The sequence below is a fragment of the Qipengyuania psychrotolerans genome (assembly GCF_019711355.1).
Classification (GTDB): domain Bacteria; phylum Pseudomonadota; class Alphaproteobacteria; order Sphingomonadales; family Sphingomonadaceae; genus Qipengyuania; species Qipengyuania psychrotolerans.
Map to the genome: position 1 here is coordinate 1,929,573 of NZ_CP081297.1, position 17,198 is coordinate 1,946,770.

Below are 17,198 nucleotides of genomic sequence, written 5' to 3' on the forward strand. Positions count from 1 at the left end.
GCTGATCACCACCACTTGTCGGGCTGGGCGCCGAACTGCGCGCGCTGCTGGATGGCGAGACCCGCGTTCAGCACGCCCTGCTCATCGAAAGCCTTGCCGATCAGCTGCAAGCCGAGCGGCAGCCCATCGGAATTGACGGTGGCCGGAACGCTCATCGCTGGCAGGCCTGCCAGGCTGGCGGGCACCGCGAACACATCGTTCAGGTACATCGTCAGCGGATCTTCGTTAAGCGAGCCGAGCGGGAAACTGGCGGTTGGCGTCGTCGGCGCAAGGATAACGTCGCATTCGCCGAATGCCTTGTCGAAATCCTGTGCGACCAGCGCCCGGATCTTCTGCGCCTGCGTGTAGTAGGCGTCGTAGAAACCGGCCGAAAGCACATAGGTGCCGATCAGCACACGGCGCTTCACCTCATCGCCGAAGCCGGCGGCGCGGGTGGCGGCATACATGTCCTGCAAGCCGGCTCCTTCAGGGAGTTCGCGCAAGCCATACCGCACACCGTCATAGCGCGCGAGGTTGGACGAGGCTTCGGCGGGGGCGATGATGTAATAGGCGGGCAGCGCGTATTTGGTGTGCGGCAGCGAGATATCGACGATCTCGGCGCCTGCATCGCGCAGCCATTCCTTGCCCTGCTCCCAGGACTTGAGAATTTCCTCGTCGGTCCCGTCCATGCGGTATTCGCGCGGGATGCCGACCTTCTTGCCCTTCAGGTCCGCTGACAAAGCAGCCTCCCAATTGGGCACGTCCATCTGGAGGCTGGTGGCATCCTTCGGATCGAAACCGGCCATCGCTTCGAGCATGATTGCGCAGTCTTCGACCGAACGCGCCATCGGGCCTGCCTGGTCAAGCGAACTGGCAAAGGCGACAACGCCCCAGCGGCTGCAACGGCCATAGGTCGGCTTGATGCCGCAAATGCCGGTGAACGCGGCGGGCTGACGGATCGAGCCGCCGGTATCGGTGCCGGTCGCGGCGGGCGCAATTCGCGCTGCCACGGCGGTGGAGGAACCGCCCGACGAGCCACCAGGGCTCATCGCGGCATTGGTGCCGTCTTTCTTCCACGGCGAGGATACATTCCCGAAATAGCTGGTCTCGTTGGAGCTGCCCATCGCGAACTGGTCGAGGTTGAGCTTGCCCAGCATGCCTGCGCCTGCATCCCACAGCTTCTGCGAGACAGTGCTTTCGTACTGCGGCTTGAACCCTTCGAGGATGTGGCTGGCGGCGGTGGTCTGCACGCCGTGGGTGGCGAACAGGTCCTTCATGCCGATCGGCACGCCGCCCATCTTGCCAAGATCTTCGCCCTTGGCGCGCTTCGCATCGGCGGCATCGGCAGCGGCGAGCGCATGGTCAGGCGTAGTGACGATGAACGCGTTAAGTTCGGCGGCACCGGCGACGGCAGCGTTGAAGCTTTCGGCTACTTCGCGCGCGGTGAAATCACCGCCGGCCACGCCGTCGCGGATCTGCTTCACGCCAAGCTGAGTAAGGTCGCTCATTATTCGATCACCTTGGGCACGCCGAAGAAACCGTGTTCGGCTGCGGGCGCATTGGCCAGAATATCGTCGCGCCGCCCGCCCGAAGTTTCGGGGATCGCATCGACCACATCGTCACGCAGGCGCAAGGTGTTGGGGATGACCGCGGTCATCGGCTCGACACCGGACGTGTCGACTTCGCCCAACTGCTCTACCCAATCGAGGATATTGTTGAGTTCGGGCACCATGCGGTCAAGCTCCGCATCCGCCATACGGATGCGGGCCAGCGAGGCGATTTTCGCCACTTCTTCTCGGGTAACTGACATGGGCGCGCGTTAGCCGTGTGACGCGCGCGCTTCAAGCAGCCTTTGCGCCTTATTCGCCAGGAGGCGCCTGCGGAGCTGGCTGGGGCGCACCCTGCCCGCCTTGCGCGCCCATTTGCGCCTGCAACTGCATGAAGCGTTGCTGGGCTTCTTCAAGCGACATGATTTCCATCACTTCGATATCGAACACGAGGTCGCTGTTCGCTGGAATCGGCGACCCGGGAGGGGGCGCTGCGCCATAAGCCTTGTCGGCGGGAATTTCGATTCGGTACTTGCCGCCCTGCCTGGTCTGCAGCAGCCCCTCGACGAAACCGGCGATCAGGCCGCTTTCCTCCTCAAGCGGGAACGGTGTGCCTTCAGGGAAGACTTCGGGCGGGAACGGGCTCGGCTGCGAACGGTCGAATTCCGTGCCGTCCGGCAGCGAACCGACATATTTCGCGAACACTACATCACCCATCTTCGCCGTGGGGCCGACACCTTCGGTCAGGGTATCGACATCGACACCCTTGGGAACAGCGGCCCATGCGAGGCCGGCGCCCAGCAAAATGGCGACGAGCACACCGAGCCAAAGCTTGGTGAGCGAGCCCTTGGCAATGGGCTGGAGCGGTACGCGGGTGATCTCGGTCATGAAAGTAGTGTCCTGATACGCAAAGGGCGCGGATTTCTCCGCGCCCTCATGGCTTAGCTTGTCGTAGGTCGCAAGACGGGATTACTTGATCCCGTCACGCTCCATACGCTTACGCTCGAGCTTACGAGCACGGCGAACCGCAGCTGCCTTTTCACGGGCGCGCTTTTCGCTGGGCTTTTCGTAGTGGCGGCGCAGCTTCATTTCGCGATAGACACCTTCACGCTGCAGCTTCTTCTTGAGCGCGCGGAGGGCCTGGTCGACATTGTTATCGCGAACCATGATCTGCATAAAATTCAATACCTCGACTTACGGGCCAGAGCCCGCCTTTAGCGGGGTATGCCTCCTTGAATAGGGTTTCGCTCTATAAACGAAAAGCGCGCCGAATCCGTTCCGGACCGGCTCGAATGGCGGCCACATACGGATTCGGGGCATAAAAGGCAAGCGTGCAGTGTTGCCTTTCGCAAACCGGCGCGAGCGGCTAGGGGAGCGCGCAATGTCCACCCTCTCTCCTTTAGTTGCCACCCTCCATGTCGCCATCGGCGGCGGTGTCGGTGCGGCCCTGCGCTATCAGACCGGCCGCGCCATGACCCAGTGGCTCGGTGCGCCGATCATGGGCATCTTCCCTTTTGCCACGCTAGCAGTCAACGCACTGGGCAGCCTGCTGATGGGTTTGCTCGCCGGATGGCTGATGCGGCAGGGCGCCGCCCCCAGCGAACAGACACGGCTGCTAATCGGTGCGGGATTGCTTGGCGGTTTCACCACCTTCAGCGCGTTTAGCCTCGAAATGGTGATGCTGCTTGAGCGCGGACAATATCTTTTTGCAACGCTATACGCGGTTCTTTCCTTTGCGCTCGGCATCACCGGCCTCATGGTCGGCCTTGCGGTAATGAGGATGGCAGGATGAATACCTCAGACGAAGTTCGCCAGTTCACAGTCGAAGCCGATGACGACGGCATCCGGGTCGATCGCTGGTTCAAGCGTCATTTGCCACAGATCGGCTTCGGCACGGTCAGCAAATGGGCGCGTACCGGACAGATCCGGATCGATGGCAAGCGGGTGAAACCCGAAGACCGAATCGAGAAGGGCCAGCAAATCCGCGTGCCGCCGGGCGGCGATGCGCCGCACAAGCAGCCGAAGGCCAAGCGCGAACTGAGCGATGCCGAGATCGAGCAGGCGCATGAAATGGTCATCGCCAAGACCAAGTCGGCCCTCGTGCTCAACAAGCCGGCTGGGCTCGCCACGCAAGGCGGTACCAATACGTTCAATCACGTCGACGGATTGCTGGATGCCTTCATCGAAGAAGGCGAAGAAGTTCGCCCTCGCCTTGTGCACCGGCTGGACAAGGATACCTCCGGCGTCCTGCTGGTCGCGCGCACACCGGGCAGCGCAGCCTATTTCTCCAAGCGGTTCTCCGGCCGAAGCGCGAAAAAGGTTTACTGGGCGCTGGTCGTCGGTGTCCCCGATATCAAGCAAGGCGTGATCGAGGCTCCGCTGGCCAAGCAGCCCGGTTCGGGCGGCGAGAAAATGCACGTCGACCATGAAGGCGGCGCGCCTGCGAAAACCAAGTACCGCGTCGTGGAAACAGCCGCCAAGACCGCCGCATGGCTCGAACTGCAGCCGATGACCGGGCGCACTCACCAGCTCCGCGTTCACTGCGCAGCCATGGGCCACCCGATCGTGGGTGACGGCAAATATGGAGGCAAGGAAGCGTTTCTGACCGGCTCGATCAGCCGCAAGATGCACCTCCACGCACGGCGTCTCATTATCGACAGCCCTGACGGCGGGAAGCTGGATGTGACGGCCGATTTGCCGGACCACTTTGCCCAGTCGCTGGAGCAGCTCGGGTTTGACGTGAACGCCAGCGATGCGACACCAATGCGCGATGATCCTCCGCCCAAGAGCCGCGAGGAGAAGAAGCAGCAGGCCCGCCAGCACGCGAAAAACTATCGCAAATCCCGCAAGGGTGAACGGCGCGGTCGGCGCACGCCGGAAGGCAAGCCCACGGCGCGCAGCAAGCCGAAGGCCCCGCGCTGATGCATCCCAACCCGCTTTTCCGAACCAATGACCACGCGCTTCTGGAAAGCATGATCGACGAAATCGGCTTCGGCACGGTGTTTGCATCTCTGCCCGACGGTCCGCACGCGACCCATACGCCGGTGCTGTCTGACGGGAACGGTTCCATACGGTTCCATCTGGCGAACCGAAACGCCCTTACGCCGCACCTGGCGGGGTCACGGGCACTCATCACCATCACCGGTCCCGACGCCTATGTCAGTCCGCGATGGTACGACAACCGCGATACGGTGCCGACTTGGGACTATGCAGCCATCGAAATGCAGGGACAGGTTAAACAGCTCGGAGAAGCCGATCTGGAAGATTTCCTCCACGCAATTATCGTCAAGTTCGAGGGCCGCATCGAAGGCGAGCCGTGGCAGGCCAGCGAAACCAGCGAGGTCGTTTGGAAAGCACTGCTCAATGGCATTACAGGCTTCGAGATGCAGGTGAGCGACTGGCGCCCCACGCTCAAACTTTCGCAAAAGAAAAACGCAGCCGAACGCGCGCGCATTGCTGCCGGACATGATGCCCGCGGCAAATCCGCCATTGCCAACCTGATGCGCGAGATCACGGCATGAGCCGCCTCGCCGTGTTCGATTGCGACGGCACGCTGGTCGATGGACAGGCCGCCGTGTGCGAGACGATGGAGCAGGCGTTTGCAGCCATCGGCAGCTCGCCACCACCGCGCAGCGCGATCCGCCGGACCGTGGGCCTCAGCCTGCCGGTCGCGGTGCAGCAATTGATGATGGGCGGGCGCGAGGTCGACCGGCTTCAAGTGGTCGACGCCTACAAGCGCCTGTTCCGCGAAACACGCCTGTCGGGCGCGCTGCACGAACCCTTGTTCGATGGCATGGCCGCCTTGCTCGAACGGCTGGGAGCAGACGACTGGTTGCTGGGCGTTGCCACGGGCAAGAGCGACCGGGGCCTACATGCGTGTCTCGACAAGCACGAAATCAAGCACCGCTTTGTCACGCTCCAGACCGCGGACCGCCATCCTTCCAAGCCCCATCCCGCGATGCTCCAGGCAGCCCTCGATGAAGCAGGCGTGGTCGCCGCCGATACGGTGATGATCGGCGACACTACCTTTGATATCGACATGGCACAGGCCATCGGGGTACGCGCGATCGGCGTATCGTGGGGCTATCACGAACCGGCTGAATTACGCGGTGCCGGGGCCATTGGCGTGGCCGATACGATGGAAGAACTGGAGGCTTTGATCCGTGAGTGAGGAAGACATCGCCGCGAAGCGTTTCTGGACGCTCCAGGCAGTGCGCGCCTGCGCGCTCGCGGTGTGTTTTGCGGGGATCCTGATCCTCGCCGATCTGGTCGCCTTGCCGGCATTTGTCGGCGGGATCCTGCTAGTTCTGGGAGCACTCGAGTTTTTCTTCCTGCCATGGTTTCTGGTCAAGCAGTGGAAGAAACTGGGATGAAGCGTTTCTACAAGGACGTGACCCTCGCACATAGCGATCTTGGATGGCACGTCATGCTCGACGGGCGCCCGATCAAGACGCCTTCCGGGGCACCGCAAGTCGTCGCCAGCAAGCAGCTGGCCGAAATGCTTGCTACCGAATGGCGCTCCCAAGGCGAGACGATCATTCCCTCCTCGTTCCGCTTTCGTGACATGACGGATTACGCACTCGATGTCGTGGCGCGCGATCCGGCAGAGATCATCGACAAGCTGATCGGTTTTGCGGAGACCGATACGCTTTGTTACCGCGCGGACCCCGAAGAGGCACTCTATCGCCGCCAGCAGGAACTGTGGGAGCCGCTGATCACCGAGCTGGAAGCCCGGGAAGGCATCAGCCTGCACCGCGTGAGCGGCATCGTCCACAAGGCGCAGCCGAATGGCTCACTCAAGAAGCTGCGGCAACGGCTGGCCGAGCTGCCGCCCCTCCAGCTGGCCGCACTCGAACTGCTGACTTCGCTCTCCGCATCGCTGTGCGTAGGTCTCGCAGCGCTGGAAGAAGGTGCAGACGGTGAAGCCCTATGGGCCGCCGCCAGCCTCGAAGAAGAATGGCAAGCCGACCTTTGGGGCCGCGAGGAAGAAGCTGAAGAACGGCGCGCCAGGCGGAAGGCTGATTTTCTCGCCGCAATGGAGTTTGCTCGGGCTGTTGGCTGATGTCTTGTATTGGGTGGCTAGTGGAAGTTACGGGTACATTCGACTCCAGTGCCGGACAAACTCTGCTTGCAGGGTTGGCGCATTGATTGAATACCCGAGATACTGAATGTTTGGAGCACGCCATGAAATCCGCGGTTAGGGCTGGGATCGTCGCTATTTTGCTTTTGGCAGCCTACCTTACTTTATGGCCGATTCCGATTGCGCCACAGGCGTGGCGGGCACCCGCTGACAAAGGTTTTACGGGAGACTTTGCTGTAAATACGCGGCTCGCCAATCTTGATCGCATTCCCTTGCCGGAAGGGGTGCACGGGCCGGAAGACTTTGTCGTAGCGCAGGAAGATGGCCGCGAGATCGTCTACACCACTTCGCAAACAGGCGTGATACTGCGCATCGATACGGAAAGCCGCACCGGCTCAGTGTTTGCTGATACGGGCGGTGTGCCGCTGGGAATGGAGCGCGATGCGGAAGGCAACTTCATAGTGGCCGATGCCTATCGCGGGCTGCTCTCGATCAGCCCAGATGGCCGCACGGTGGAAGTCCTGACGGACGAAGTGAACGGTTCGCCGATACTCTATGCAGACGATCTCGACATTGCGCCTGACGGAGTGATCTATTTTTCCGATGCCTCGACCAAATTCGGGGCGGAAGCCACAGGGAGCACAATGGCGGCCAGCCTGCTCGAAATTTTCGAGCACGGAAAGACTGGGCGTTTCCTATCCTACGACCCCGCAACCGGTAAGACAGCTATCGTCACCACCGGTTACAGCTTTGCCAATGGTGTTGCCATGTGTCCTGATGGCGATTGTTTCTTGGGTGCCGAAACGGGATCGTACTCTATCGATCGCATCTATGTCGCTGGTCCCAAGAAGGGTCAGACGGAGCGCCTGATCGAAAACTTGCCCGGCTTTCCTGACAATATCAATCGCGGCGCGATGGTTGATGGCAAGCAGACTTATTGGGTCGGATTGGTCGCCCCGCGTTCAAAAACCTTGGACGATGCGGCGCAGTCTCCTTTTGCACGCAAAGTTGGATTTCGCCTCCCGCAGGCTTTGCAGCCGGTTGCGGATCCCTATGGCCATGTGATCCAGATCGATGAAGATGGCGAAGTGCTGCAATCGCTGCAAGATCCTCAAGGCAGCTACCCCACCACTACGGGCGCCGTGGAAAGCGATGATTGGATCTATATTTCTTCGCTAGAAACGCACGAACTTGGACGGTTGCGTAAATCGCCTGTAGTTGCGACCGACAGCGAGTGACGGATTACGAGCTTCTGTCCGCAATCAGGTCGTAAGCAGACCTTCGGCTAACCCACCCAGTCTGCAACCTGCACCGCGATATCGTTCGCTGCTCGGTTGAGTGCCGGACCCACGCCCTGCACATCAGCCGTGACGCCCGGTACAACGGCTTCGAAGCGGCGCGTTTCGACTGCATTGCCTTCGCCCGGACGCACGGCGTCGAATATCACCACCACGCTCGAGGTGGACGCGTCATAGCCGAACTGGCGCAGTGTTCCGGTCAGCCGGTTGCTGGCCAATGCGCCAGGATCGTCCCCATCGATGACCACGCGGTTCGAGCGGGTTCGAATGGTTTCGGCCATCAGTCGGCGCAATAGGCGAGCGGGCTTTTCCACCCATACGGCGTCTTTGAGATAAGCGAGCTGGGTATCGGTGACCTGCACCGGCACACGTGTGACGTCTAACGCGGCAGGAGCCTGAAACTCCATGAGCACGATGGCCGTGCCCTCTTCGCTCGATCCGCCAGAGCCCGCCGGTGCTGTGGCCGTGGGCGTGAGGGTCAGCAAGCTTTCCGGCGGCTCTGCGCCAAAGCTCACGCAGCCGCCCAGCAGCAGGGCCGGGGCGAGGATCGCGAGGGTCTTGGTAGCTTTCATCGCGGTATCCTGTCTCACGGTTCGTATTCGGGCAGCGGCTGGCTGGAAAGCAGCGCCCCTGCACCCTGTTCGTCGATTTTCTCGGTCACATTGCGCAGCGCCTTGCTGGTCGCGCGCAGATCACGCAGCGTCGCCTCTGCGGCGGGCAATGTGCTTTCGGTCAATTGCTTGGTCGCCGGTCGCGCTTCTTCGAGCGTCTGTTCCAGCGCCTTGGCAGCGCCGCCAGCCGAAGCCAGCGTCTTGCGCAGTTCCTGCGCCAGTTGCGCGCCTTCCTGATTGAGCAGGCGGTCGGTCGATGCGGTGACCTTCTCGAATTCGTCCAGAGCCTCACTCGCTTCGCGCAGAGTAATCTGAAGCTCTGCCATGGTGCGTTCGAACTGCGGCGCGGTCTGCGCCAGGCTTTGGGTCATGGTATTCGTATTGGCGAGGATACCGGCAATCTCGCCCTGGTTCTCTTCATCCAGCAGCTCTGTCAGCCGCTCGGTCAGGGTCGCCAAGCGCTCGAGCAGCAGCGGAGCGTTGGACAGCACGGCACCAAGTCCGCCGCCATCGTTCGGTGGAATGATCGGTACGCCTTCCGTGCAGGCGGTTGTCTCGCAGGTTACAGCAGGTGCACCGCTGCGCGCGCCGTCCAGCAGGATCGCCGATACGCCGGTGAAGCTGCCCTGGATAGTCGCGGTCGTGCCGACGAGTACAGGGACTTCTTCTTTCACGCTGATGCGCACGCGGACGAATTCGGGATCCTTGTCCCACAGCACGATCTGGCTGACCTGACCCACCGGAACACCGGCGAAGCTGACCTGGCTGCCGTTGGCGAGGCCATCGACGGACTGCTTGAAGAAGATGTCGTATTCTTTCTGCGCACCTTCGCCCCACCGCGCGAGCCACACGATGAAGAGCGCCAGAGCGGCGAGCACTGCGAGCGTCACGGCCCCCACCCAGATGTAATTTGCCCGTGTTTCCATTGGTTAGGCCTTATCCTTGCCAGAAGGCGTTTTGTCCAACGCTTTGACCGCATTTGCGGCGATCGGCATGTCCATATGCTGGCGCAATTCGTCGAGCGCCTGCGCTGTCAGGGCGGCGCGTCCGCGCGGCCCGTTGAAGTATTCCTGGATCCACGGATGGTCGAGTTCCATCAGGTTCGGAACCGTGTCGACCGCGATGACTCGCTTGTCCGCGATCACCGCAACCCGGTCACAAATCTCGTGCAGCGTATCGAGGTCGTGAGTGATCAGGAAGACCGTGAGGCCAAGCGTATCCTTAAGTTCGCGCGTCAGCCGGTCGAATGCGGCGGCGCCAATGGGATCGAGGCCGGCCGTCGGTTCGTCGAGGAAGAGCAACTCGGGATCGAGTGCCAGTGCACGGGCCAGGCCTGCGCGCTTCTTCATGCCGCCTGAAAGCTCGCTCGGAAATTTGCTCACGGCTTCTTCAGGAAGCCCGGTCAGCATCACTTTGTAGCGCGCGATTTCGTGGCGCAATTTGTCGGAGATGTCGGGATAGAACTGCTTGAGCGGGACCTCGACATTTTCGCCGACGGTCAGCGTCGAGAAAAGCGCACCGCCCTGGAAGAGTACACCCCATCTGTCGCGCACACCAAGAACCTCGTCGGGCTGCGCATCCGTAATCGACTTGTCGAAAATCCGGATGTCGCCCTCTTTGGGTATCTGCAATCCGATGATTGAGCGCATCAGCACCGATTTGCCCGAACCTGATCCGCCCACGACGCCGATAATCTCGCCCCGCCGGACCCTGAGATCGAGATCCTGGTGCACCGTCTGCGTGCCGAAGCGGTTGACGAGCCCTTCGACGATGATCGGATAATCACCGCGAAATCTCTCGTGCTTGCCATGACTTGCGTCTGCCATCACGCCCACCCGATTTCGGTGAAGAACACGGCGAAAAATGCATCGAGGACGATTACGGCGAAAATGGCAGCAACCACCGACAAGGTTGTGCGGCGGCCCACTTCTTCGGAATTGCCCTTGACCTGCATACCGTTGAAACAGCCGGACAATCCGATAATGAGGCCAAACACAGGCGCCTTCAACAATCCGACCCACAGATCATAGGTGGGCACTACTTCCTGGATACGTACCAGGAACGTCCAGAACGGAATGCCGAGCATTGTTTCACCGATCACCGCGCCGCCGATGATCGCCATGCAGGAGGCATAGAAGCCAAGCAGCGGCATCATCAGGATCGAGGCGAGAATCCGCGGGATCACCAGCGCTTCCATCGGCGATATGCCGATCGTGCGCATCGCGTCTATTTCTTCGGTGAGCTTCATGGTGCCGATTTCGGCAGCAAAGGCGCTGCCCGACCGGCCCGCGACCATGATGGCCGTCATCAGGACGCCGAGTTCGCGCAGGGTGATCCGGCCCACCAGATTGATCGTCAGTGTTTCAGCGCCGAACTGGGCGAGCTGCACTGCACCCTGCTGGGCGATCACAATCCCGATCAGGAAGCTCATCAAACCGATGATCGGCAGCGCGGAAATACCCACCAGTTCCATCTGCCGAACCAGCGCCACGATGCGGAAACGCCCCGGATGGCGGATCAGGTGCCATGTGGAAATGAGCAGTGCGCCAAGAAAACTGACGACGCCGACTACACCGTCGCGCGCATCGAAGACCTTTTCGCCCATGCTTTCGGGCACACGGCTCCAGAAAGGGAGGCGGCGAGCGGCGATCTTTTCCTCGCCCCCAAGACCGGCAATAGCATCGAGCAGCCGCTGCGCGCGCGAACTTGCACCTTCGATGTCAGCATCATGTTCCGAAGACAGTGTGCTGGCGAGCCATGCACCGACCGTGTCTATTTCCGACACGCCGGACAGGTCGATCTTGGCGATGGTGCCATCAATGCTGCGAATGTCTTCGTCGATGCCGCCAATCGAGGACACAAGATATGGCCCGGTCAGCACCAGTGTGGCACCCCCGTCCCCATCTACAACCTCAAATTGTGCAAGCCCTGTCATTCGCCTGCCCGTATGGGCGGATTTGGCTCGGCAAACAAGCGCGTAAGCATCGAAATCCTATATCCCGTTGCATCGCACAATGCGCACTGGCATTGGCACCTGCATGAGCACCGAGCTATCAAAGACATTCGACCCCGCCGATATCGAGACGCGCTGGTACGCGCATTGGGAAGAAAACGGCCTGTTCCGCCCCGAGCGCGCGGACGCAGAGCCGTTCACCATCGTGAACCCTCCGCCGAATGTCACCGGCAGCCTGCATATCGGCCATGCGCTCGACAACACGCTTCAGGACATCGTGATCCGTTACGAACGCCTGCGCGGCAAGGATGCGTTATGGGTGGTTGGCACCGACCACGCAGGTATCGCGACGCAGATGGTGGTCGAGCGCCAGATGGAGGCGAAGCAGGACAAGCGCACGAATTACTCGCGCGAAGACTTTGTAAAGAAAGTCTGGGAATGGAAAGAGGAAAGCGGCGGCACGATCACGCGCCAGCTGCGCCGCCTCGGCTGTTCGATGGACTGGAGCCGCGAGCAGTTCACGATGGACGAGCATTTCTCCAGCGCCGTGCTCAAGACATTTGTCGATCTCTACAATGACGGCCTCATTTACCGCGACAAGCGGCTGGTGAACTGGGACCCCAAGCTCAAGACCGCGATTTCCGACCTTGAGGTTGAGACGCAGGATCTAAAGGGCAGTTTCTGGCACTTCAAATACCCGCTCGAAGACGGGGTGACGCTGGCTGACGGGCGCGATTTTATCGAGGTGGCAACGACCCGTCCCGAAACGATGCTCGCCGACATGGCCGTGGCCGTTCACCCAACGGACGAACGCTATGCCAGCGTCGTGGGCAAGCACGTGATTCTGCCGATCACGGGGCGCCGGGTTCCCATCGTTGCCGACGAGCATGCCGATCCAGAGCTTGGTTCGGGCGCGGTGAAGATCACGCCGGGACACGACTTCAACGATTTCGATGTCGGCAAGCGCGCCGGCTTCAAGGCTGCCGAGATGCTAAACATGCTCGATGGCGAGGCAAATGTCTGCCAGACGGCGGACGGTCTGGTGCCGGATGAATTTATCGGCCTGCACCGCTTCAAGCGAGACGGCGTGAACGGCGCGCGCGAACTGGTGGTCCAGCGCCTCAAGGAAGCTGGCTTCCTCATCCCGCACGTCACCAAGAACAAGGAAGGCGAGCCGGTCGAGCATGACGCCGAGCCGCGCACTATCGCGACGCCCTTCGGCGACCGCGGCGGCGTGGTGATCGAACCGTGGCTGACCGATCAATGGTATGTCGATGCCGCAACGCTGGCCAAGGCTCCGATCGAGGCGGTCAAGGACGGAACGATCGAAATCGTCCCGAAGAGCTGGGAAAAAACCTTTTTCAACTGGATGGACAACATCCAGCCGTGGTGCGTCAGCCGCCAGCTGTGGTGGGGCCACCGAATTCCGGCATGGTACGACCAAGACGGCAAGGCTTATGTCGCCATGACCGAAGAGGATGCTCAGGCGCAGGCTGGCGACGGCATTGCTCTCACCCGCGACGAAGACGTGCTCGACACGTGGTTCTCCTCCGCGCTCTGGCCCTTTGCCACGCTCGGCTGGCCGGACGAAACTGGCCTGTTCAACAAGCATTACCCCAACAACCTGCTGATCAGCGGCTTTGATATCCTGTTCTTCTGGGATGCGCGCATGATGATGCAAGGCATGCACCTGACCGGCAAGGCTCCATGGCCCAAGCTTTACCTTCACGGTCTGGTTCGCGCCGCCGACGGCGCGAAAATGTCCAAGTCCAAGGGCAATGTGGTCGATCCGCTGGGCCTGATCGACCAATACGGCGCGGATGCGCTACGGTTCTTCATGGCGGCGATGGAAAGCCAGGGCCGCGACATCAAGATGGATGAGCGCCGCGTCGAGGGTTACCGCAATTTCGCGACCAAGCTCTGGAATGCGACCCGTTTCTGCCAGTCGAACGGTATCGGTGCGAGCGACAGCATTGCAGCGCCCAAGGCAAACTCTGCGGTCAACAAATGGATCATCGGCGAGGTCGTCGAGACGCAGGAAACGCTCGACAAGGCGCTGGCTGACCTGCGCTTCGATGCTGCGGCAAACACGATCTACCACTTCGTCTGGGACCGGTTCTGCGATTGGTACATCGAACTGATCAAAGGCAATTTCGACGAGGAAACCAAGGCGGTCGCCGGTTGGGCGCTCGACCAGATCCTCGTTATGCTGCACCCGTTCATGCCGTTCATCACGGAAGAACTGTGGTTCAACCAGGGCGACCGCGCGAACTATCCATTGATCACCGCCAAATGGCCGGATCCGCAAGCAGAGGTCGATGCAGGTTCCAAGGCCGAAATCGACTGGCTGATCGCGCTCACCAGTGCAGTTCGCACGGCGAAGAACGAACTCGGCATCAATCCCGGCGCGAAGCTGGAGGCGTTCTGCCCCTCCCCCTCGGCGCTCGGGCGCAAGGTTGTCGAAGAAAACGCCGCTGCGATCGAACGGCTGGCGCGTCTTACTCCGGTGCATTTCGGCGAAGCACCTTCGGGGGCAGCCATGCAGGTCGCTGCGGGCGATGACGCCTTCATCGTACCGCTCGAGGGTGTGATCGACATCGACGCTGAAAAGGCGCGCTTGTCGAAGGGCCTCGAAGCCTCGGCAAAGGAGGCAAAGTCGCTTGAAGGCCGCCTGGGCAATGCGAATTTTGTCGAACGCGCCAAACCCGAAGCTGTCGAAAAGGCGCGCGCAGACCTGGCCCATCACAAGGCAGAAATCGAACGCCTCGAAGCTGCGCTGGTTCGGCTGGGATGACGTGCCGCTAGTCCTCGCAACCGACGACACCGGCGGCCCGGAGATTTTCGCGTCCGTCCAGGGCGAAGGCCCGAGCGCCGGCATGCCGGTCGCCTTCATGCGCCTGTCGCGTTGCAACCTGGCGTGCGTGTGGTGCGACACCGCCTACACCTGGCATTTCGAGGGCGATGACCGCCCGCACCGCGATGGGGCGACCTTTGACCGCAAGGCCAACCAGGTCACGCTGGACGAGGCTGACGTAGCCGAGCGCATCCTCGCGCTAGGGCAAACCCGCCTTGTCATCACGGGAGGGGAGCCGTTGCTGCAGGCCCCGGCCCTCGCCAAGCTCCTTGGCCTTTTGCCGGACATCACGGTGGAGGTCGAAACCAACGGCACCACCAAGGCGCCCACTCCGCTCGATATCAGGATCGACCAGTTCAACGTCAGCCCAAAGCTCGCACATAGCGACAATCCGGCGGACCTGGCGCTCATCCCCGAACGGCTCGATGCCTACGCGACCGATCCGCGCGCATGGTTCAAGTTCGTGATCGCGCAGCCTTCGGACGTGGACGAAGTTATCGCGCTAAGGGATCGCTACCGCTTCAAGCCAGGCCACGTGTTCCTGATGCCCGAAGGCACCGATAGCGCGACGCTTTGGAAACGCGAAAAATGGCTCGCCCCGCTATGCGTCGAGCACGGCTTTCGCATGAGCGACCGGCTCCACATCCACCTCTTCGGCGATACGCGCGGCACCTGACCGATTACGGAAAACCTATCCGTAATTAGCGGATGGTAAGCCCCCAGCACGCAGATTGCTGAGCACGTAGCGAGGACGAACCCGCCGCGGCGGGTTCGAACAAAAGCGATCAGCCTTGCGAGCGCCAGCGCTGGACGGTGCGCTGGACGATGTCTTCTTCGCCGCCGCTCTGGCTCCACAGCTCCACAAAGCTGGGATCTTCCGATGCCGGACGCTTGATCTCTTCGAGGTTGTCGAAGCTCACACGGATCGGAATGGCGACACCCTCGCCGCAGATGATGCACTCGCGGTTACGCAGTGCCGGGATGGCGTCGAGGAAACCGCGTGCACCTTCGGGCATCGCCGCACGGACGAAGTCCTGGTCGCGGTCGTTGTTGAGGCGCATTGAAATGATCGTACCGCATTGTGACAGGACGCCTTCCGCAAGGTCGGACGGTCGCTGCGTGATGAGGCCCAGGCTGATGCCGTATTTACGGCCTTCCTTGGCGATCCGCGACAGGATAGTCCCGACCGAATTGCCATTGGCATTTTGCTCGCTCGGCACATAGCGGTGCGCTTCTTCGCACACGAGCAGGATCGGCGTGGTCTTCTCCTCGCGCCCCCAGATTGCGAAGTCGAATACCAGGCGGCTGAGCACGGCGACCACCGTCGAGGTGATATCGGATGGAACACCCGACACGTCGATGATCGAAATGGGCTTGCCGTTTGCCGGCATACGGAAAATCTTGGAGATGAAATCCGACATGGTGTCGGCCACCAGCATGCCCGAGAACATGAACTGGTAACGCGGGTCGGTCTTCAATTCATCAAGCTTGTTCTTGATGCGCATGTAAGGCGCTGAATTGGTCGCCTTGTCGAGCTTGCCCATCGCATCCTGGATGGCGTTGGAAAGGTCGGACAGCAGATAGGGGATCGGGGAATCCACCGTGATCTTGCCCATCTGTTCGGCCAGACGGCTCTTCTGCCGAGCCTTGAGCAGACAGCGGGCCAGAATGTCCGCATCGACCTGGCGGTCATTGCCATTGCTGGTCAGCAGAACCTCGCAGTGTTCTTCGAAGTTCATGATCCAGTACGGCATCTGGAGGTTCGAGACATCGAGGATAACGCCGGTCTGGCGGAACGCGGCCGAGTACTCCCCGTGAGGGTCGACCATCACGATGTGACCTTCCGGCGCAGCTTCGCAAATCCGGTGCAGGATCAGGGCCGCGCTTGTCGATTTACCTGTACCGGTCGAGCCAAGCAGCGCGAAATGCTTGCCGAGCATGGCGTCGACATAGAGGCCGGCGCGAATGTCCTTGGTCGGATAAACCCTGCCGATCGTGACCGCGCTGCGGCCATCGCTGGCGTAAACCTGTTTGAGGTCGGCGGTACTGGCCGGATACACCATTGCGCCGGGAACCGGGTAACGCGTCACACCGCGGCGGAAGCCGTGGAGGCGGCCGGTCAACTTTTCTTCAACGCCTTCACCGAGAAAGTCGATGTTGGCGAGGATACTGCCGGCCTTGCGGTCCTGCTTCTGATTGCGGACGCTGGCGAGCAGCCAATTGTTGCCAACGCGGATCTTGATCTGCGAACCGACCTGTCCGGCCATTGCAACCGACGGGTCTTCATCCTCGGAGCATTCGCCAAGGCGCTGGAGATCAATCGCAACCTGCGAACCAGCGCCCGAAATTTCGAGCACGACGCCGATTGGCTGCGCGCCGTTCTCGCCTGGAGCGGCCTGCAGTTGCTGCGGCTGTTCCTGACGTTCGGGCTTTGCTTCGGGCTTGGTTGCAGGCGCGGGGCTCTCGGCACGAACGGGTGCGGGAGCAGGAGTTGGCTGTATCTCGGCCTGCGGCTGGGCGGGTGCCGACTGCTGGGGTACGGGAGCGGACTGCTGCGGTTCGGCGGCAGGCTGCGGCGCGTGGTTTGGCTGCGCTTGTGGCTGCATCTCTGCGTCCGCTTGCGGCTGGTGGACATAGCCTGAGCGCGATGCACCTGATGCTGGCTGCTGCGCCTGCTCGGAACGCTTGATACGGTCGCGAAGGCTGTTGCCGCGCGGCTGGCGTGGTTCTGCGCCATCTTCCTTGGCAGGATCGAATGTACGGAAATTTCCGCTGCCCATGTCATTCATAACTAACGCACGCCCCTCATGCAGATTGCGCAATATTGCAGGGACTGAATGCCGAAGAACGGTTAAAATCGCGTCAACGATGACCCG

General features: G+C 61.3%; 18 protein-coding genes. 9 read left to right on the plus strand and 9 right to left on the minus strand.

What is annotated here, in order from left to right; genetic code table 11:
* Positions 1-5: 5 nt before the first annotated feature.
* The 4 genes from gatA to rpsU form a co-directional block, all read right to left on the minus strand.
* Positions 6-1,487 carry an Asp-tRNA(Asn)/Glu-tRNA(Gln) amidotransferase subunit GatA gene (gatA, locus tag K3166_RS09450; RefSeq protein ID WP_221422010.1) on the minus strand — a complete coding sequence of 494 codons (1,482 nt, stop codon included), beginning with the start codon at positions 1,485-1,487 and terminating at the stop codon, positions 6-8.
* Complete coding sequence (gene gatC / locus K3166_RS09455) at positions 1,487-1,789, minus strand: Asp-tRNA(Asn)/Glu-tRNA(Gln) amidotransferase subunit GatC (protein WP_221422011.1); 303 nt, start codon at positions 1,787-1,789, stop codon at positions 1,487-1,489. Before gatC ends, gatA begins: the two co-directional genes overlap by 1 nt.
* 49 nt (positions 1,790-1,838) lie before the next feature.
* Positions 1,839-2,414: an FKBP-type peptidyl-prolyl cis-trans isomerase gene (locus K3166_RS09460; protein WP_221422012.1), complete on the minus strand. Its 576-nt coding sequence runs from the start codon at positions 2,412-2,414 to the stop codon at positions 1,839-1,841.
* Positions 2,415-2,495: 81 nt separating this feature from the next.
* A complete protein-coding gene (gene rpsU, locus K3166_RS09465; RefSeq protein ID WP_006834591.1) occupies positions 2,496-2,702 on the minus strand; it encodes a 30S ribosomal protein S21 in 207 nt (68 codons plus the stop codon).
* A gap of 205 nt (positions 2,703-2,907) precedes the next feature.
* Between rpsU and crcB the strand changes: the two genes are divergently transcribed.
* The 7 genes from crcB (at position 2,908) to K3166_RS09500 (ending at position 7,844) form a co-directional block, all read left to right on the plus strand.
* Complete coding sequence (gene crcB / locus K3166_RS09470; protein WP_221422013.1) at positions 2,908-3,318, plus strand: fluoride efflux transporter CrcB; 411 nt, start codon at positions 2,908-2,910, stop codon at positions 3,316-3,318.
* Positions 3,315-4,448: an RluA family pseudouridine synthase gene (locus tag K3166_RS09475; protein WP_221422014.1), complete on the plus strand. Its 1,134-nt coding sequence runs from the start codon at positions 3,315-3,317 to the stop codon at positions 4,446-4,448. The genes crcB and K3166_RS09475 overlap by 4 nt, the downstream gene beginning before the upstream one ends.
* Positions 4,448-5,047, plus strand: a complete 600-nt coding sequence (locus K3166_RS09480; protein WP_221422015.1) for an FMN-binding negative transcriptional regulator — start codon at positions 4,448-4,450, stop codon at positions 5,045-5,047. The genes K3166_RS09475 and K3166_RS09480 overlap by 1 nt, the downstream gene beginning before the upstream one ends.
* Positions 5,044-5,697 carry an HAD-IA family hydrolase gene (locus K3166_RS09485; RefSeq protein ID WP_221422016.1) on the plus strand — a complete coding sequence of 218 codons (654 nt, stop codon included), beginning with the start codon at positions 5,044-5,046 and terminating at the stop codon, positions 5,695-5,697. Before K3166_RS09480 ends, K3166_RS09485 begins: the two co-directional genes overlap by 4 nt.
* The gene (locus K3166_RS09490; RefSeq protein ID WP_221422017.1) at positions 5,690-5,899 is read left to right on the plus strand and encodes a hypothetical protein; all 210 of its coding nucleotides are present in this window, start codon (positions 5,690-5,692) and stop codon (positions 5,897-5,899) included. Before K3166_RS09485 ends, K3166_RS09490 begins: the two co-directional genes overlap by 8 nt.
* Positions 5,896-6,588: an ATP12 family chaperone protein gene (locus tag K3166_RS09495; protein WP_221422018.1), complete on the plus strand. Its 693-nt coding sequence runs from the start codon at positions 5,896-5,898 to the stop codon at positions 6,586-6,588. The genes K3166_RS09490 and K3166_RS09495 overlap by 4 nt, the downstream gene beginning before the upstream one ends.
* A 122-nt stretch (positions 6,589-6,710) precedes the next feature.
* Entirely contained in the window at positions 6,711-7,844 is a 1,134-nt protein-coding gene (locus tag K3166_RS09500) for an SMP-30/gluconolactonase/LRE family protein (protein WP_221422019.1), read from the plus strand.
* Positions 7,845-7,891: 47 nt separating this feature from the next.
* Here K3166_RS09500 and K3166_RS09505 read toward each other — a convergent pair whose 3' ends face one another.
* Genes K3166_RS09505 through K3166_RS09520 form a run of 4 tightly spaced genes read right to left on the minus strand, consistent with a single transcriptional unit; the run spans position 7,892 to position 11,450 of the window.
* Positions 7,892-8,476, minus strand: a complete 585-nt coding sequence (locus K3166_RS09505; protein ID WP_221422020.1) for an ABC-type transport auxiliary lipoprotein family protein — start codon at positions 8,474-8,476, stop codon at positions 7,892-7,894.
* Positions 8,477-8,490: 14 nt separating this feature from the next.
* A complete protein-coding gene (locus K3166_RS09510; RefSeq protein WP_221422021.1) occupies positions 8,491-9,441 on the minus strand; it encodes an MlaD family protein in 951 nt (316 codons plus the stop codon).
* A 3-nt stretch (positions 9,442-9,444) separates the two neighbouring features.
* Positions 9,445-10,341, minus strand: coding sequence for an ABC transporter ATP-binding protein (locus K3166_RS09515; RefSeq protein WP_221422022.1), 897 nt, complete (start codon positions 10,339-10,341; stop codon positions 9,445-9,447).
* A complete protein-coding gene (locus K3166_RS09520) occupies positions 10,341-11,450 on the minus strand; it encodes an MlaE family ABC transporter permease (protein WP_221422023.1) in 1,110 nt (369 codons plus the stop codon). Before K3166_RS09520 ends, K3166_RS09515 begins: the two co-directional genes overlap by 1 nt.
* Before the next feature lie 103 nt (positions 11,451-11,553).
* On the opposite strand from K3166_RS09520, the gene K3166_RS09525 reads away from it, so the two are divergent.
* Positions 11,554-14,262, plus strand: coding sequence for a valine--tRNA ligase (locus K3166_RS09525; RefSeq protein ID WP_221422024.1), 2,709 nt, complete (start codon positions 11,554-11,556; stop codon positions 14,260-14,262).
* A 1-nt stretch (position 14,263) separates the two neighbouring features.
* Positions 14,264-14,998, plus strand: a complete 735-nt coding sequence (locus K3166_RS09530) for a 7-carboxy-7-deazaguanine synthase QueE (protein ID WP_221422025.1) — start codon at positions 14,264-14,266, stop codon at positions 14,996-14,998.
* A gap of 109 nt (positions 14,999-15,107) precedes the next feature.
* Here the strand turns inward: K3166_RS09530 and K3166_RS09535 are convergent, their stop codons facing one another.
* Complete coding sequence (locus K3166_RS09535) at positions 15,108-17,111, minus strand: ATP-binding protein (RefSeq protein WP_247714598.1); 2,004 nt, start codon at positions 17,109-17,111, stop codon at positions 15,108-15,110.
* Positions 17,112-17,198: the final 87 nt, after the last annotated feature.

Bases quoted from the DNA above. Each gene is read 5' to 3' on its own strand.
- K3166_RS09460 (WP_221422012.1), bottom strand. From the start codon at position 2,414: ATGACCGAGATCACCCGCGTACCGCTCCAGCCCATTGCCAAGGGCTCG.
- crcB (WP_221422013.1), top strand. From the start codon at position 2,908: ATGTCCACCCTCTCTCCTTTAGTTGCCACCCTCCATGTCGCCATCGGC.
- K3166_RS09535 (WP_247714598.1), bottom strand. From the start codon at position 17,111: ATGAATGACATGGGCAGCGGAAATTTCCGTACATTCGATCCTGCCAAG.
- K3166_RS09510 (WP_221422021.1), bottom strand. From the start codon at position 9,441: ATGGAAACACGGGCAAATTACATCTGGGTGGGGGCCGTGACGCTCGCA.
- K3166_RS09495 (WP_221422018.1), top strand. From the start codon at position 5,896: ATGAAGCGTTTCTACAAGGACGTGACCCTCGCACATAGCGATCTTGGA.
- K3166_RS09520 (WP_221422023.1), bottom strand. From the start codon at position 11,450: ATGACAGGGCTTGCACAATTTGAGGTTGTAGATGGGGACGGGGGTGCC.
- K3166_RS09475 (WP_221422014.1), top strand. From the start codon at position 3,315: ATGAATACCTCAGACGAAGTTCGCCAGTTCACAGTCGAAGCCGATGAC.
- K3166_RS09505 (WP_221422020.1), bottom strand. From the start codon at position 8,476: ATGAAAGCTACCAAGACCCTCGCGATCCTCGCCCCGGCCCTGCTGCTG.
- K3166_RS09515 (WP_221422022.1), bottom strand. From the start codon at position 10,341: ATGGCAGACGCAAGTCATGGCAAGCACGAGAGATTTCGCGGTGATTAT.
- K3166_RS09525 (WP_221422024.1), top strand. From the start codon at position 11,554: ATGAGCACCGAGCTATCAAAGACATTCGACCCCGCCGATATCGAGACG.
- rpsU (WP_006834591.1), bottom strand. From the start codon at position 2,702: ATGCAGATCATGGTTCGCGATAACAATGTCGACCAGGCCCTCCGCGCG.
- K3166_RS09485 (WP_221422016.1), top strand. From the start codon at position 5,044: ATGAGCCGCCTCGCCGTGTTCGATTGCGACGGCACGCTGGTCGATGGA.
- gatC (WP_221422011.1), bottom strand. From the start codon at position 1,789: ATGTCAGTTACCCGAGAAGAAGTGGCGAAAATCGCCTCGCTGGCCCGC.
- K3166_RS09480 (WP_221422015.1), top strand. From the start codon at position 4,448: ATGCATCCCAACCCGCTTTTCCGAACCAATGACCACGCGCTTCTGGAA.
- K3166_RS09500 (WP_221422019.1), top strand. From the start codon at position 6,711: ATGAAATCCGCGGTTAGGGCTGGGATCGTCGCTATTTTGCTTTTGGCA.
- gatA (WP_221422010.1), bottom strand. From the start codon at position 1,487: ATGAGCGACCTTACTCAGCTTGGCGTGAAGCAGATCCGCGACGGCGTG.